This window comes from Pseudomonas sp. KBN10P06128 (assembly GCF_037574945.1).
In the GTDB taxonomy this organism is placed as follows: domain Bacteria; phylum Pseudomonadota; class Gammaproteobacteria; order Pseudomonadales; family Pseudomonadaceae; genus Pseudomonas; species Pseudomonas aeruginosa.
The window spans coordinates 3,714,832-3,730,562 of record NZ_JBBELR010000001.1; the positions used below are offsets into that span (position 1 = coordinate 3,714,832).

Annotated in this window: 14 protein-coding genes; 6 read left to right on the plus strand and 8 right to left on the minus strand. The window is 67.5% G+C overall.

Annotation, left to right across the window (positions count from 1 at the left end):
- Positions 1 to 14 precede the first annotated feature (14 nt).
- Genes VQ065_RS17535 through VQ065_RS17545 form a run of 3 tightly spaced genes read left to right on the plus strand, consistent with a single transcriptional unit; the run spans position 15 to position 3,672 of the window.
- Positions 15 to 1,082 (plus strand): M91 family zinc metallopeptidase, encoded by a 1,068-nt coding sequence (locus VQ065_RS17535; RefSeq protein ID WP_023098657.1) that lies wholly within the window; start codon positions 15 to 17, stop codon positions 1,080 to 1,082.
- A 36-nt stretch (positions 1,083 to 1,118) separates the two neighbouring features.
- Positions 1,119 to 3,125: a type VI secretion system Vgr family protein gene (gene tssI, locus VQ065_RS17540; RefSeq protein ID WP_003089509.1), complete on the plus strand. Its 2,007-nt coding sequence runs from the start codon at positions 1,119 to 1,121 to the stop codon at positions 3,123 to 3,125.
- Between the two features lie 10 nt (positions 3,126 to 3,135).
- A complete protein-coding gene (locus VQ065_RS17545; protein WP_003089510.1) occupies positions 3,136 to 3,672 on the plus strand; it encodes a toxin-antitoxin system YwqK family antitoxin in 537 nt (178 codons plus the stop codon).
- Between the two features lie 22 nt (positions 3,673 to 3,694).
- Here VQ065_RS17545 and VQ065_RS17550 read toward each other — a convergent pair whose 3' ends face one another.
- Positions 3,695 to 4,090: a DUF4280 domain-containing protein gene (locus VQ065_RS17550; protein WP_003089513.1), complete on the minus strand. Its 396-nt coding sequence runs from the start codon at positions 4,088 to 4,090 to the stop codon at positions 3,695 to 3,697.
- Between the two features lie 276 nt (positions 4,091 to 4,366).
- Here VQ065_RS17550 and VQ065_RS17555 point away from each other — a divergent pair, with 276 nt between their 5' ends.
- Together VQ065_RS17555 and VQ065_RS17560 are read left to right on the plus strand one after the other, a co-directional pair.
- Positions 4,367 to 5,008 carry a LuxR C-terminal-related transcriptional regulator gene (locus tag VQ065_RS17555; RefSeq protein WP_003089515.1) on the plus strand — a complete coding sequence of 214 codons (642 nt, stop codon included), beginning with the start codon at positions 4,367 to 4,369 and terminating at the stop codon, positions 5,006 to 5,008.
- A 200-nt stretch (positions 5,009 to 5,208) separates the two neighbouring features.
- The gene (locus VQ065_RS17560) at positions 5,209 to 6,414 is read left to right on the plus strand and encodes an ABC transporter substrate-binding protein (RefSeq protein WP_003089517.1); all 1,206 of its coding nucleotides are present in this window, start codon (positions 5,209 to 5,211) and stop codon (positions 6,412 to 6,414) included.
- A 416-nt stretch (positions 6,415 to 6,830) separates the two neighbouring features.
- Here VQ065_RS17560 and VQ065_RS17565 read toward each other — a convergent pair whose 3' ends face one another.
- From VQ065_RS17565 to VQ065_RS17575, 3 genes are all read right to left on the minus strand, one after another.
- Positions 6,831 to 9,146, minus strand: coding sequence for a xanthine dehydrogenase family protein molybdopterin-binding subunit (locus tag VQ065_RS17565; RefSeq protein WP_340080438.1), 2,316 nt, complete (start codon positions 9,144 to 9,146; stop codon positions 6,831 to 6,833).
- Positions 9,143 to 9,613, minus strand: a complete 471-nt coding sequence (locus VQ065_RS17570) for a (2Fe-2S)-binding protein (RefSeq protein WP_003089521.1) — start codon at positions 9,611 to 9,613, stop codon at positions 9,143 to 9,145. Before VQ065_RS17570 ends, VQ065_RS17565 begins: the two co-directional genes overlap by 4 nt.
- Before the next feature lie 265 nt (positions 9,614 to 9,878).
- On the minus strand, positions 9,879 to 10,121 hold the full coding sequence (locus tag VQ065_RS17575; RefSeq protein ID WP_003089523.1) for a hypothetical protein: 243 nt from the start codon (positions 10,119 to 10,121) through the stop codon (positions 9,879 to 9,881).
- A 294-nt stretch (positions 10,122 to 10,415) separates the two neighbouring features.
- Between VQ065_RS17575 and VQ065_RS17580 the strand changes: the two genes are divergently transcribed.
- Positions 10,416 to 10,658 carry a DUF1654 domain-containing protein gene (locus tag VQ065_RS17580; protein WP_003089526.1) on the plus strand — a complete coding sequence of 81 codons (243 nt, stop codon included), beginning with the start codon at positions 10,416 to 10,418 and terminating at the stop codon, positions 10,656 to 10,658.
- A 66-nt stretch (positions 10,659 to 10,724) separates the two neighbouring features.
- Here the strand turns inward: VQ065_RS17580 and lldA are convergent, their stop codons facing one another.
- The 4 genes from lldA to pvdQ form a co-directional block, all read right to left on the minus strand.
- The gene (gene lldA / locus VQ065_RS17585) at positions 10,725 to 11,876 is read right to left on the minus strand and encodes an L-lactate dehydrogenase LldA (RefSeq protein ID WP_003089528.1); all 1,152 of its coding nucleotides are present in this window, start codon (positions 11,874 to 11,876) and stop codon (positions 10,725 to 10,727) included.
- A 96-nt stretch (positions 11,877 to 11,972) separates the two neighbouring features.
- Complete coding sequence (locus VQ065_RS17590; RefSeq protein WP_003114511.1) at positions 11,973 to 12,893, minus strand: LysR substrate-binding domain-containing protein; 921 nt, start codon at positions 12,891 to 12,893, stop codon at positions 11,973 to 11,975.
- A 41-nt stretch (positions 12,894 to 12,934) separates the two neighbouring features.
- Complete coding sequence (locus VQ065_RS17595; RefSeq protein WP_003089535.1) at positions 12,935 to 13,258, minus strand: transcriptional repressor; 324 nt, start codon at positions 13,256 to 13,258, stop codon at positions 12,935 to 12,937.
- Positions 13,259 to 13,438: 180 nt separating this feature from the next.
- Positions 13,439 to 15,727, minus strand: coding sequence for a bifunctional acylase PvdQ (gene pvdQ / locus VQ065_RS17600; RefSeq protein WP_003139299.1), 2,289 nt, complete (start codon positions 15,725 to 15,727; stop codon positions 13,439 to 13,441).
- Positions 15,728 to 15,731: the final 4 nt, after the last annotated feature.

Sequence of the window (15,731 nt, forward strand, 5' to 3'; positions counted from 1 at the left end):
CGAGGACTGCCGTCATGCCCCGAACCATCGAATACTGGCGCCCCACGAACGGCCTGTATCATGCGACCCCGCCCGGAATCGCCGTGCTGACCCAGGACAGCGATTGGGAGGTGCTCAACGAAGCCACCGGCTTCTACGAGGAAAGCCCGTATCCCTCCGCCTTCAAGGGACAGGTGTATCGCGCGCTGAACTACATAAACGCTACGCCGACGGGCGCATCGCTGCTCTGGAACCTCTACACGACGAACAATTTCGTCGACATCACCCCCTCGTCGCTGGGCAACAATGTCCAGTCCACCAATCAGCCCATGGCGCTCAATCAGGTCGCCAGAGAAATCATCGTAGGAACCGGTCCCGGCCCCCAGACCCAGATCGCGCTCAATCAGACAGGCATCGCCCCGCAGGCGCAGACCCAGTGGCTGACCTATGTCATCAACAGTTCGCCGCATTGGGCCCTGGACGGCGTGCCGGGCAACGGTGGTGGCCTTTACGGCTATCTAGAGCGCGCCCGCCAGTATGCCAACCGCTGGATGCTGCTGTTCGACCACCGCTACTTCCGCTGGAGCGACAGCAATGAAGGCTATTTCAATGAGCAGAGCTACAGCGGACATTTCAGTATCTCCGCCCACAACATCGCCATCACCAACCACGAAGTGGCGGCCTGGCTTGCCGGACAGCCGCTACCCCACCGCCTCAGCGATGCCCAGCAGAACCATGCGCGGCTTGCGACCATAGTTGCCCTTAAGGACGTTTCGCCGCCTTCGGCTGGCTGTTCCGCCCATGTGAGATGGAACCCCACAGCGACCAACCCGCTGAACCGGATACGTCCTCCGGCAATCGGCCTGGCTCATGAGCTGCTGCATGCCTACTACAGTTGCCGAGGCGCACAACCCGGCTACGACGACAACCACTACTCCACGGTACTGTTCGAATACCGCTGCGTCGGCCTCGGCCCCTGGGACGAAGCACCATTATCGGAAAATGCCCTACGCAAAGAATGGTGGAGCTATGCCTGCCAGCAGGTGCCCGGAAGCGACCCAGAGAACAGGAAGGCCATCGGCAAACGCATCAGTTACATGTAGTTGTCGCCGCTGTCCCGACAGAAACGAGGGACCCAGATGCCCCGTCCCACCGATAGCACTACCAGCCTCTCCCTGACCGCCTCGGCGCTGGCAGCCCTGTTCCCGGAGCGTCTGGCCGGGGAAGAACGCCTGAACGCACTGCCCGGTTGGGAACTGCTGGGCTACAGCGCCAGCCCCTTAGCCCTGGACGGCGCAATCGCCACCCATCTCACCGCCACCCTGCACAACGACGCCGACCAGCGTCCGCTCGACGGCCTGGTCGCGGAGATCCGCCAACTCCCCGGCGATGCCAGCGCCGAGCGCTACCAGGTGCTGTTGCGCCCCTGGCTCTGGTGGCTGACGCTGGCCAGCAACAACCGGGTGTTCCAGAACCTGGCCACCAGCGACATCGTCACCCAGGTCTTCGACCAGCACGGCTTCAGCGACTACCAGTTGCAGCTCAGCGGCAGCTACCAGCCCCGCGAATACTGCGTGCAGTACGGCGAGAGCGACCTCGCCTTCGTCTCGCGGCTGCTGGAGGAAGACGGCATCTTCTGGTTCTTCACCCATGCCGCCGGCAAGCACACCCTGGTGCTGGCCGACAGCAACGACGCCTTCCCGCCGATTCCCAACGGCCCGCAAGTGGCCTACCTGGGCCAAGGAATCGGCGTGCGCGAGTTGCAGGGCGTGCGTTCGGCGCAGTACAGCCTCCAGGCGGTATCCGGGACCTACAGCGCCACCGACTACGAGTTCACCACCCCGGGCACCTCGCTGTACTCCCAGGCCGAGGCGGTTTCCGGCGCCGCCGGCGTCTACCAGCACCCCGGCGGCTACACCGCCAAGGCCCAGGGCGACAGCCTGACCAAGCAACGCATCGACGGCCTGCGCAGCCAGGAGACGCGCCTGATCGGCGAGAGCGACTGCCGCTGGCTGGTGCCCGGCCACTGGTTCACCCTCAGCGGGCATGACGACGATTCGCTGAATATCGACTGGGTGCTGACCTCGGTCACCCATGACGCCAGTCACGCGCACTACCGCAATCGCTTCGAGGCGATCCCCAAGGCCACCGCCTACCGCCCCGCGCGGGTCACGCCCAAGCCGCGCATGCACACCCAGACCGCCCTGGTGGTGGGCAAGGCCGGTGAGGAGATCTGGACCGACCAGTACGGCCGGATCAAGATCCAGTTCCCCTGGGACCGCGACGGCAAGAACGACGAGACCTCCTCCTGCTGGGTGCGCGTGGTGCTGCCCTGGAGCGGCAAGGGCTTCGGCATGCAGTTCGTGCCGCGCATCGGCCAGGAAGTGATCGTCACCTTCATCGACGGCGACCCGGACCGCCCGCTGGTCACCGGCTGCGTCTACAACGGCGACAACGCCCTGCCCTACGCGCTGCCGGACAATCAGACGCAGTCCGGGATCAAGACCAACTCGTCGAAGGGCGGCGGCGGTTTCAACGAGCTGCGCTTCGAGGACAAGAAGGACGCCGAGGAAGTCTTCCTCCAGGCGCAGAAGGACTTCAACGTCAACGTGCTCAACGACAGCACCGCCAGCATCGGCCACGACGAGACCCTGACGGTGCAGAACGCCCGCACCCGCACGGTGAAGGAAGGCGACGAGACCGTCACCCTGGAGAAAGGCAAGCGCACGGTGACCATCCAGACCGGCAGCGACAGTCTGGATGTGAAGGACACGCGCACGGTGACGGTGGGCGCCGACCAGACCCACAGCACCGGCGGCAACTACAGCCACAAGGTCAGCGGCAACTTCGAGCTGACGGTGGACGGCAACCTGACCATCAAGGTCAGCGGCACCCTCGCCCTGCAGAGCGGCGGCAGCCTGACCCTGAAGAGCGACGCCGACCTCGCCGCCCAGGCCGGCACCTCGCTGACCAGCAAGGCCGGGACGTCGCTGACCAACCAGGCCGGCACCTCCCTCACCAACAAGGCCGGCACCAGCCTGACCAACGATGCCGGCGTCAGCCTGACCAACAAGGCCGGCGCCGAACAGACGGTGGACGGCGGCGGCATGCTGACCATCAAGGGCGGCCTGGTAAAGGTCAACTGAGGAGAAGCGCATGGCGGCATCCGGCAAGCTCGACCTGGTTCGTGGCGACAGCCATCTCGCTGGTAACCTGCTCGACGGCAGCCTGGAAGGTCCGTTGCGCATCGACGAGCACGACAGGCCGCAGGCCAGCCTCGGCTACCGGCAGGGCCAGTTGCACGGCGCCAGCACCCTGTTCCATCCCAACGGCAAGGTCTCCGCGCAACTCGCCTTCGTCGACGGCAAGCTGCACGGGCCGGTCAGTTTCCATGCCGCGGAAGGCTGGTTGCAGCGCAAGGCGCACTACCGCAACGGGCTGCTCCACGGCGAAGCGCTCACCTATTTCGCCAACGGCCAGGTGGCCGAGCGCGAGCATTACCGCGACGGCGTGCGCGACGGGGTCTACCAGCGCTTCCATGGCAATGGCCAACTGGCCTTCGACGGACGCTACCTGAACGGCCAGCTACTGGACGGCGCCCAGCCGTTCGCCGATGACGGCCGGCCGCTGGACAACGAGGGCAGACCCATGGCGCGCTGGCGCTGGTGGTGGATCAGGCTGGCGGAGCCCTAGGCGCGCATCGGCCAGGCGGCGCTCAGGGAATCAGCATCTGCACCTGTCCCGGCACGCTGATCTTGATCACCCCGCCCCAGGTGCAGATCAGCGTGCCGTTGGCGTCCAGCGCGGGCATCCCGCCCAGCAGCAGGGTCGGCGGACCGCCGGGGATCCACGGGCTGGCGGTGGCGGGAATGCACGGCATCGGCGTCAGTACGCCGAGGGCGGCGGCGGTGGCGGCGGCCACCACGGGGTTGGCCGGACTCTGGCAGAGGCCGAAGGTGGGAATGTTCAGCAGCGGGATGTGGTCCATGATGTTCGCCGCCGGCATCCCGCTGGTCAGGGTGCGGTTCTGCGGCAACACGTTGAGCACCGTCGGCGCCGCCCCGAAACTGCATTGCAGGGTGGCGCCGGCGCAGACCTGCGGGCAGCCCATGCCGTCCTCCCGAGCGCGATGGCGTTGTAGCAGGATAGACCAGCCCATCGCGCTCGCCGTGGGGCTGGCTTGCTGTTTTTCTGACGAATGCCCGACATGCGTGTCGCCAGCGGCGCTAGAATTCCGCTGTCATGCGGGGCGGAGCCCCGCGACAGGGATCGACGAAAAAGGATTTTCGGCGGATCGAACGGTGCCCGCAGCGCCCTCGCCGGCCGGCCTGCGGCCGGTCGATGCAGGGGTTGCCGCACCCTGGCCGCCCCCAAGGACGGGACGACAATGCCTAGCACAAGAAGCCTCCCCGCACGGGTCATCGTCGCCGATGACTATCCCCTGTTCCGCGATGGCCTGAGACGGGTCGTCCGCCGCTACCTCCCGCAAGCCGCCGTAAGCGAAGCGGGCAGCTTCGACGAGGTGCTACGCCTGGCCTCGAGCGTCTCGCCGGAACCTCCCGCCCTCTTCGTCCTCGACCTGCTGCTTCCCGGCTTCGCCGCCTCCCAGTCCATCGAGCGCTTGCGTCGCGCCTATCGGCACAGCGCAATCGTCATCGTCTCGATGCTCGACGACCCGCGTCTGGTGGACGAGGTGCTGGCCGCCGGCGCCGACGGCTACCTCGGCAAATCCCTGGAGGCCGGGGAGATCGGCACGGCGTTGCAGACGCTCGGCAGCGGCGAACCGGTGGTGCGCCTGCGCGGCGGGTCGAGCGCCGGCAGTCGGCAACGCGCCCTCCTGGACGCCCTGACCCCACGGGAGCAAGCGGTACTGCGGCTGATCGCCGATGGCCTGTCGAACAAGGAAATCGGCCGCGCGCTGTCGATCTCGCCGTTCACCGTGCGCGTGCACGTTTCCTCGCTGCTGCGCGCCCTGGAAGTGAACACGCGGACGGCCGCCGCGGCGCTGGCGGTGAAGGCCGGCTTCTAGGCAGGTTCCACGCGGCCGTACCCGGAGTTCCCGCGCAAGCATCCGGGAATGCCGAAACGAGAAGTCTGCCGCGATTTTCCGCGAAGTCTCCTCGCGGCGCTGAAGCCCGTCGCGGCGGACCAGTCCCATCCATGAGGGGCGCGCCTGCGCGCCGGCCTCACCGGGAGCGGCGACGCTCGTTTTCAGCAGAGGAACGGCACATGATCGACAGGGTGAAGCCGCTGATGGCGGCATGGGTTCTGGTCTTCGCATCTTCTTCGTTCGCCGGCGAAACGGCGGGGAAATTGCCACGAAAGCCAGCTCTAGGGCCGGAAACCGCGGGGGCGACCCTGGTCATTCCCGGCGAGACCGACAGGCTCGCCTCGCTCTACGCCCGCGCACGGGGCGAAGGCGGCAAGGTGGTGCTCTGGGCCGGCGGCGACGCGCCGAACCAGATGGACTGGTTGAAGACGGCCTTCGAGAGCCGCTTTCCCGGCGTGACCCTGGACGTCACGGTGGACCTCTCCAAGTTCCACGACCTGCGCATCGACCAGGAACTCGCCGCCGGCACCCTGACGCCGGACGTGGCGATGCTGCAAACCACCTTCGATTTCGACAAATGGAAGGCCCGCGACGTGCTGCTGCGCTACAAGCCGATCGGCTTCGCCCGGCAGAAGAAAGGCTACGCCGATCCCGACGGCGCCTATGTCACGGCCTACAACAACGCCTTCGTGCCGACCTACGCTTCCGTCCGGCTGCCAGCGGAGCGCTATCCGACGCGCTTCGCCGATTACCTGAAGCCGGCCTTCAAGGGCAAGCTGGTGCTGACCTACCCCCATGACGACGATGCGGTGCTGTACGTCTACGACAAGCTGGAACGGCGCTACGGCAGCGGTTTCCTGCGCGCCCTGGCGGCGCAGAAGCCGAACTTCCTGCGCGGCACGGCGGCGCCGGCGGCCTCGGTGGGCACCGACTCCATCGGTTCGCTGGGCAACCTGACCGGCTATGCGACCGACAGCGATACGCCGGCCGGCTACTTCATCCCGACCGACGAGCCGTTCATCGTCTGGAACCAGCGCGCGGCGATCTTCAAGGCCGCCCGTCATCCGGCCACGGCCAAGCTGCTGCTGTCCTACCTGGGCTCGGCCGAGTTCCAGTCCAGCTACGGCGGCTGGCGCGCCCGCGCTGACGTCGGCGAAGCGCCTGGGCTGCCGCCACTGGAGTCGCTGAAGAACGTCGATGTGCACGATTTCACCCGCTGGATGGCCGATCGCCAACGGGTGGCCAGCCTGCGCAGGCACATGGCGGAAATCTTCGGCCCGGTACGCGGCGAGTCGCCGTTGCGCGACCCGGCGCTGATGAGCCTGCTGGGGCTGACGGCGAACGACATCGTCGCCTTGCCCGAACCGGACCTGCCGATCTACTGAACCGCCATGACGGCCTCGCGCACGGACGACGCGGGGTCGTCGATCCTGGAGAATTGCCAATCAGGTTTCGACGGCAAGCAGGCGGCCTGGAGCGGCTGGGAAGACCCCCACTTCTTATAAAATACTTTTAATAAACGATTTATCCTATTGATTAATAAGATAAATAAAATACTAGAATTCACTTTAAGTTGAAACGACAAGGCGGCGCATAACGCTACCCGTTGTCCGCCGTGGCATCCGCTTACCGCCTTCGCTGCGCAGGGCGAACGAGGCCACGCGCGTTATCCGCCGACAGGCCTCTGCCAGGGAGGGACGGCGGCACGGAAAACTCTTCTTCGACAACGACTTCCGCGTAGAACCTGATCCATCGCCTGCGCTCGCGCGAACTCACGCAGGCGACGACCAGGACGAAGGACCTAGGCCTTCCGCCACCCCTGCAACTGATTGCGGATCGGCAACTCGCGGATGCGCTTGCCGGTGGCGGCGAAGATCGCGTTGCACAGCGCCGGCGCTATCGGCGGCACGCCGGGCTCGCCGACCCCGCCCAACGGCAGGTCGCCATCCGGCTTGAGCAGATGCACCGACACCGCCTTGGGCGCCAGCGGCATGCGCGCCAGCTCGTACTGGTGGAAATTGTCCTGCTGGACCTTGCCATCCTTGAAGCTGATCTCGCCCAGCGCCGCCAGGCCCAGGCCCATCACGCAGGCGCCTTCGAGCTGCGAGCGGATGCGCTCGGGGTTGATCTGCGGACCGCAGTCGGCGGCGATGGTGGCCTTGTGCACCAGCAGCGCGCCGTCGTCCTTCACCTCCACCTCGATCACCACCGCCACGTAGGTGACGAAGCTGTAGTGCGCGGCGATTCCCCGCGCCCTGCCCCTGGGCAGCTCGCCGCCCCAGCCGGACTGGCGCGCCGCCTCCTCGATCACCCCGCGCAGGCGGCCGACATCGAGCGGGTAGCGCTCCGGCGACTCGCCGTAGTTCCAGCTGTCGCCGAGTTCGGCGGTGTCGATCCGCCGCGCCGGGCCGAGCAGCTTGAGCAGGTAGTCCTTCGGGTCCTGGCCGGCCTTCGCCGCCAGTTCGCCGACGAAGCTCTGGATGGCGAAGGCGTGGGGGATGTTGGAGACCGAGCGGAACCAGCCGACCCGGGTGTGCGCCGGGGCCTCGGGGTTCTCCAGGCGCACGTTGGGGATGGCGAACGACAGGTTGGTCAGGCCCATGCCCAGTTCGAAGGCGCCCTGGTGCTTGCTGTCCGGGCCGAACAGTGCGGTGATGCTCGGCGCCACCGAGCGATGCAGCCAGGCCTGCGGCAGCCCGTCGGCGCCAAGCACGGCCTGCAGGCGCTCCACCGAGACCGTGTGGAAATAGGAGAAATGCAGGTCGTCCTCGCGGGTCCACTGCACGCGCAGGTGGCGACCGGGGAACGCCTTGGCCAGGATCGCCGCTTCCAGCACGAAGTCGGGCTTGGACTTGCGGCCGAAACCGCCGCCGAGCAGGGTCACGTTGACCGTGACCTTGTCGAACGGCAGTTTCAGGCGCTCGGCGATGCGCTCGCGGGTCACTTGCGGCGCCTGGGTCGGGGCCCAGACCTCGCAGGCGCCGTCCTTGTACCAGGCGGTGGAGACCGGCGGTTCCATCGGCGCCTGGGCCAGGTGCGGCAGGTAGTACTCGGCCTCGACGATATCCCCGCCCTTGGCGAATAGCGCCGCGGCATCGCCGCTGTCGCGCACCACCTTGCCCGGCTTGCGCGCGGCCTCTTCCAGTTGCTTGCGGTAGGCCACCGAGTCGTAGCCGCCGTTGACCCCGGCGTCCCACTCGACCACCAGCGCCTCGCGCCCCTTGATCGCCGCCCAGGTGTTCTGCGCCACCACGGCGACCCCGCCCAGCGGCTGGAACTCGGACGGGATCGGCCGGCCCTCGATCTCGATCACCTTGACCACCCCCGGCACCTTCAGCGCCGCGGCGGCGTCGTAGCGCTTGAGCTTGCCGCCGTAGACCGGCGGCCGGGCGACCACGGCGTAGAGCATGTCGTCGAAGCGCGCGTCGAAGCCGAAGCCGGCGCGGCCATTGACGATATCGGCGCCGTCGATGGCGCGCGCCACGTCCTTGCCGATGTAGCGGAACTGCTCGGGCTTCTTCAGCAGCAGATTGTCGCGCGCCGGCACTTCGAGGCCCGCGGCGGCCTCGGCCAGTTCGCCGAAGGACAGCGAACGGCCGCTGGGCGCATGCAGCACCTTGTTCTGTTCGGCGCGGCACTCGCCCAGCGGGACCTTCCACTGGTTGGCCGCGGCATGTTCGAGCATCTGTCGCGCCGCCGCTCCGCAGCGGCGCATGGGTTCGAACCAATGGCGCATGCTGCGCGAGCCATCGGTGTCCTGGTTGCCGTAGCGCGCTTCGTCGCCGGGCGCCTGGATCACCTTGACCCGGCTCCAGTCGGCCTCCAGCTCGTCGGCCACCACCATCGCCAGGCTGGTGCGCACGCCCTGGCCCATTTCCGAGCGGTTGCAGACGATGCCGACCGTGCCGTCCCGGTCGATGCTCACGTAGATCTTCGGGTTGTCCACCCAGCCATGGGGCATGGCGTCGGCGCCGAAGGCCTTCTTCTCGGCGGCCAGGGCGTCGCGCCAGCCCCAGTTGGCAGCCACCAGCAGCACGCCGGTGGCGCCGACGCCCTTGAGGAAACCGCGGCGGCTGAGATTGCCGATGACCAGATCGTCGGGGTACGAGCGCTTCATGCCTTGGCCTCCTGCAACTTGGCGGAGGCGTTGTGGATCGCCGTCTTGATCCGGTTGTAGGTGCCGCAGCGGCAGATGTTGCCGGCCATGGCCGCCTCGATCTGCTCGTCGCTGGGCGCGGGGTTGCTCTTCAGCAACGCCGTGGCCGACATGATCTGCCCGCCCTGGCAGTAGCCGCACTGCGCCACGCCGATGTCCAGCCAGGCCTGCTGGACGACTTCGCCGACCTTGTCGGTGTGCAGGTGGTCGATGGTGGTGACCTTCCTGCCCTGCGCCAGGCTCACCGGCGTGATGCAGGAACGGGTGGCCTGGCCGTCGATATGGATGGTGCAGGAGCCGCACAGGCCCATGCCGCAGCCGAACTTGGTCCCGGTATAGCCGACGACGTCGCGGATAGCCCAGAGCAAGGGCATATCCTCGGTGACATCGAGCTGATGATCCTTGCCATTGAGGTTCAGGGTAATCATCGGTGCACGCCTTTTCTGGTTTCTGGTTATGGAGTCGCACGGCGACTGCGCCGCCCCCCATGGGCGCGGCGAGTCTCTCATCGGACTGAAGGGAGATTATTGGCGAGAGGACTGCGGCGGATAACCTGGCAGAACTGAACGTATCGTTGAATGGAATTCAACGATACCCAAGCCGGGCGGGAATCGCCCGGGCGAGGCAGCATTCCCGGTGGCCCGCTCCTCGCCGCTCGCCGGAAAGCGAGCGGCTCGGCCAGGGGAAACGGCGTTAGCCGCGCCGCACGCGCAGGCGCAGGCGCTCGGCGTGGTAGATCAACGGCCCATGCTGGTCCTCGGCACCGCTAGGGTCGTCCAGCAGCACGCCGGTGATGCGGCCCTGGCGGAACAGCAGGCGGATCGCCAGCAGGTTGGCCCTGGGGTCGCCCTTGAGATCATGGAGGGAACGCGGGGTGTCGGCATCCAGCTGACAAAACACCGATTCGAGCAAAACATCGGAAGGTTCTAACGCCATGCAGTCGTATCCGTCGAGAAGTACCGGTCACCTTGCCTTGCACTGGGTGCCGGTCAAAGCCCATCCCTGGAAAAACGCCTTTCCGCGAATTGAAACAATGCGCAACGATTTTCCTCGCGACGCAGTGTCGCCTACCGCCAGAGCCGTTGCCAAGAGCCGTACATCCCTGCGGCGCGCCCCTGCGACAACGTTGCAATACTTTCTTCACACGAGTTCCGCTACAAAGGTATCTCGCCGGAACCGAGGGTTCCTTTGTCCACCCACCCATAACCGAGAAAGCAAGCGGAGGCACCCATGAACCACACTGCATCGATCCCCGCCCTGCCCACGGCCTATGACCTGCTGAACACCCGCATCCAGCGCATCATCCACGCCCCGGCTGCGCAACAGGCCTGCCAGGCCTGCATTTCCCGATTGCCCGGCGAAGACGAGGGCGACTGGGCCCACCTGCTGGAAAGCTTCGACCGTTCCAACCAGTGGCTGCTCGACCCGCAGCGCGACGGCAGCATCGTCCTGCGCTGGAGTTCCGCCGCCTGATCCTGTTTGCCGCGCGGCCGTCGAGCCGCGCGGCTTGCCCTCTTCCCTCCCCTTCGCCGTTCGCGGCTATCGCGGATAGCTTCCCGGCAACAGGATGTCCCGGCCGACCTCGCGGATGTCGGTATGGCCGCAGAAGGCCATGGTCAGGTCCAGCTCGCGGGCGATGATCTCCAGCGCCCGCGTCACTCCGGCCTGCCCCAGCGCGCCCAGCCCGTAGAGATAGGGACGGCCGATCATGGTCCCGCGCGCACCGAGGGCGATGGCCTTGAGCACGTCCTGCCCGGAACGGATGCCGCTGTCGAGCCAGACCTCGATGCGCTCGCCCACCGCCTCGACGATCGCCGGCAGCGCGCTGATGGTCGAGGGCGCGCCATCCAGTTGGCGTCCGCCATGGTTGCTGACGACCAGCGCATCGGCGCCGGAGTCGGCGGCCAGCCGCGCATCCTCGGCATCGAGAATGCCCTTGAGCACCAGCTTGCCGCCCCAGAGGCGCTTGATCCATTCGACGTCGCCCCAGTTCAGCCGCGGGTCGAACTGGCGGGCAGTCCACTCGGACAGTGAGCCCATGTCGTCGACGCCCTTGACGTGCCCGACGATGTTGCCGAAACCGCGACGCCGGGTGCCGAGCATGCCCAGCGCCCAGCGCGGCTTGGTGGCGATGTTCAGCAGGTTGGCCAGGGTCGGCCGCGGCGGCGCCGAGAGACCGTTCTTCAGGTCCTTGTGGCGCTGGCCGATGATCTGCAGGTCGAGGGTCAGCACCAGCGCGTCGCAGCCGGCGGCCTTGGCGCGGTCGATCAGGCGTTCGATGAAATCGCGGTCGCGCATCACGTAGAGCTGGAACCAGAACGGCTGGCCGACTTCCGTGGCGATGTCCTCCAGGGAACAGATGCTCATGGTCGACAGGGTGTAGCGCACGCCGAACTCGGCGGCGGCGCGGGCGGCGAGGATCTCGCCGTCGGCATGCTGCATGCCGGCCAGCCCGGTGGGCGCGATGACCACCGGCATGGCCATCTCCTGGCCGAGCATGCGGGTGCGCAGCGAGCGGTTCTCGATGTTCCGCGCGACCCGCTGGCGCAGCTTGATCGCGGCGAAGTCGTCCTGGTTGGCGCGGTAGGTGCCTTCGCTCCAGGAACCGGAGTCGGCGTAGTCGTAGAACATCCGCGGCACGCGCTTGCGCGCCAGGCGGCGCAGGTCTTCGATATCGGTGATGACGCTCATGCAGTCCACTCCTTCGGGGGTGGCTGGATGGTAGAGCGCGACGTACCGCCGCAGGCGGAATAATTGTCGGCATCGGCGGAAGGAAATTCCGCCGTTTCAGTCGTCCGCCGCCGGAAGGAATTCCCTGCCCTGGACCACCGCCTCGCGGCAGATCGCCGCCAGCCAGGCAGCGAAACGCTGGCTGGCCGGCGAGGCCTGGTGGCTGCGCAGGTGGTAATGGTGGGTCGGCGCCGAACGCAGCGGGAACAGCACCACCAGCCGCCCCTCGGCAAGCCAGGCGCGCGCCAGCGAGGGTCGCGCGAGGGCCACGCCCTGGCCGTTGGCGGCGGCTTCCAGGGTCATGCCCAAATCGAGCAGGCGCGGCCCGGCGCAGGGCTCCGGCCAGTCCAGCCCGGCCACGCGGAACCACGGCTGCCAGGGTTCCAGCGGCGAGCGCAGCAACGGCAGGCCGGCGAGCATGGCTGGCGTCCAGGGCCGCGGCAGGCCGAGCAGCAGCCCCGGCGCGGCCATCGGTAGCACGCGCTCCTCCAGCAGCCGCTCGCCGGCCGCCACGCCATGGCTGTCGCCGCGCACCTCGACATCGGCCAGCGGCAGGTCCTGGCCGTCCGAAGGACTCGACAGGAGAATCTCCAGCTCGATTTCCGGACAGGCCTCGGCGAAGGACGCCAGGCGCGGAATCAGGATCTGCCGGGCAAAGGTCGGCGGCGTGCGCAGGGTCAGTCGCTGCTGGCGCTGGACCTGGCGACGATGCAGCGGAACCGCCGCGAGCTGGGCGAGGATCGGCGCGATCTGTTCGAGGTACTCGCGGCCGTGGGAAGTCAGCGCCAGCGAGCGGCCGTCGCGCTGCAACAGGCTCACCCCGAGCATCCCCTCGAGACCGGAAACCCGCTTGCTGGCGGCGCTGCCGGTGATCGACAGGAGTTCGGCGGCGCGCTCGAAGGTACCCAGCCGGGCAGCCGCTTCGAACGCCTGCAACGCTTCGATGGAAGGAAAACGGAAATCGTCGGGATTGAGCATGGGGCAGACTTTACCCGCTGCCCAAGATCAGGGGTACCGCGTCAGAGCCGCTGCTCGTTGGCCGCGGCGCGGCGCTCGGGCGCCGCGGAACCGGCGGCACCGCCCCAGGAAGCCTTGCCGGGGCTGTAGACATCCTGTTCGTCGAGGGTCACCAGGCCGCTTTCTACCAGGCGCCCGAGGACCTGGCGGATGCTCACCAGGGACAACGGCGTACCGGTTTCGGAGAGACGCCGGTGCAGGGTGCGGATCGGCACCCGGCCCTGCTCCCCCGAGGCTTCCCAGAGCGCATCGATCACTTTCAGCCGGGCCAGGCTCATCTTCAGGCCGGCCTCCTTCAACATCTGTTTGACGGGCGAATGGGTCATCGTGACGCTCCTTTCGTGGACGAGTGGGTAGCGGGTCCCCGCCGAAGCCGAGCATCCCTGCTCGCTGCCTGCACGTGTTCCCTGGAACCGGGCGGCTGTGGGCCGCCTCTATGGTTAAAGACGAACGAGCGCGGAAAAACCGTCAGTTTTTTTCCCATCAGATCTGATAGGCATTGCTTATCATTCGCGAATGCTTAGCCGTTGCAGTTGCGGGTCGGCGTCGATCTGCCTGTCGCTGAACGGCAAGGTCTGCCATTGCTGGCGGGAAAACAGCTCGGTCTGGTCGCGGTAGTGCGGCGAGCGCGGATCGCTGGACTGGGAGAAAGCCAGCAACCCGCGAGCCTTGGGCCCTTCCTCGGGGAAGGTCACCAGCTGGATGTAGCTGGTGCCGCCGACCACCTCCAGGTGGTCGCCCTTGCGGACGCTCTGGATCGCGTTGTAGACCCCGAAATGGCCATCGCCGCCGGGAATCGCGATGCGTTCCTGGCCACGGGTGCTCACTTGCAGGTCGCCCCAGCGCGCGCCGTCGGGAATCCCGCTCTTCTCCACCTCCGCCGCCGCGTCCGCCAGCGCCTGGCGCACCTGGGTCGCCACCTGCGGCCGGTCGAGGGCGATGCCTTGCGGCGTATCCAGGGGACGTTGCGCATCGAACGGTTCCTTCCACGCGCCGTCGAGTTCGGCGAAGCGTTGCATGAAGCGCTGGAAGTAGACGAAGCCACTGCCGCTGTCGAGGTTGGCGCCACGGTCCCACTGCGCCAGGGCCGCGCAGGCGCGGGCAAGGGACTTCTCGCCCTGGTTGTCGCGGCACAGGCGGAGCAGGTCCGGCAGCACCTGGTCGGCGCTGAAGACATGGTTGGCGGTGACCATTTCCTCGAGCGTCTTCGCCTCCAGCGGCTGCTTGCCCTGTAGCCGGCTCAGGGCGTAGCGCGCCCGCGGACCGATGGGTTTCTCCTGGCTGACCAGGGGCGAAAAGCCCTGCAACGGGCTCGCCGGGTTGGTCAGCCAGGCGCTGTCGTTGGAGTTCTGCACGAAGTCCCTGCGCAACAGCACCGGCAGTTGCGCCGCCGGGGTGATGCCAGCCTGGGCCGCGGCCGGGTCGCGGCTCCAGGCACAGCGGCTGTCCTGCCCCTGGAGGGCCGGCAGGCCTTCGGCGACCAGTTGCGGAATGGCGCAGGCGGGAATCAGTTCCGGCTTCAGGTAGGGCACCACCGACTGGTTCATGTACAGGGCGTTGCCCTGCTCGTCCGCAGCCAGGGTGTTGACCCAGGGGATCCCCTGTAGCGCCTCGACGCGCCGGCGCAGGTCGGCGACGTCGCTGGCCTGGTTGATCGAGTACCACTGTTGCAGTACCCGGGTGTTCTCCAGGTTGGCGTCACGCAGCGCATAGGCCTCGCTGCGGTTCCAGTCCAGCTTGCCGGGCCAGACCACCAGCGGGCCGTAGATCGACTGGTAGACCTTGTGCTCGACGCGCGACAGCTTGCCGTCGGCGCCGCGCACCTCGATCGCGACGGACTTCTCCTCCAGCGGCAGCGAACGACCGTCGACCAGGTAGCGCCGCGGGTCCTTCGGGTCCAGCGCCAGGCGATACAGGGTGAAGTGGCTGGAGGTATCCACCGTGTGGGTCCAGGCCAGGTGGCGGCTGAAGCCGATGTTGACCACCGGCAGGCCGGGCAGCGAGGCCCCCATCACGTCGAGCCGGCCGGGAATGGTCAGGTGCATCTGGTAGAAACGCATCGCGCCGTTCCAGGGGAAGTGCGGGTTGGCCAGGAGCATGCCCTTGCCGTCCGCCGAACGTTCGCTGCCAACGGCAATGGCGTTGCTGCCGCGCTCCAGGCGGAAGCGCTGGCGCCGCTGCTCGGCGACCTGGAACGCCTGCTCGCCGCTCAGGGCGACCTTCTCCGTGCCGGGCGGCGCGGCGGCCACCAGCGCGTCGGCGAACTGGCCGACCCCGCCTTCGACCAGCAGGCGCCGGGTCAGGCGCAGCAGGTCATCGGTCGCGATGGCCCGCAGCCAGGGCTGGCCAAGGCAACTGGTGGTCTTGCCGTCGGCCTCGCGGAGGAAGCGGTTGAAACCGGCGGCGTAGCCTTCGAGCAACTGGCGCACCGCGGGCGTCTGCGCCTGCCAGAAGGCTTGCAGCGCCTCGGGCTGGTTGAGCCAGGCGTAAAAGATGTCGGACGGCAGGTTGTCCAGCTCCGCCGACGACTTGCCCTCGCTGCCGAAATAGCGCGCCCGCTCGCCGCGCGCGGTGACGATCTCCTCGGCCAGCAGGCAGGCGTTGTCGCGCGCATAGGCGTAGCCGATGCCGTAGCCCAGGCCGCGCTCATCCTTGGCCCGGATGTGCGGCACGCCATAGGCGGTCCAGCGGATATCCGCGGCCAGCCCGGTCGGCCGCGGCATATCGGCCTGGACCGGCATCATCGAACCCAACAGCATGCCGGCCAGGCCGGTCAGTACGGTACGCATCCCCATCGAT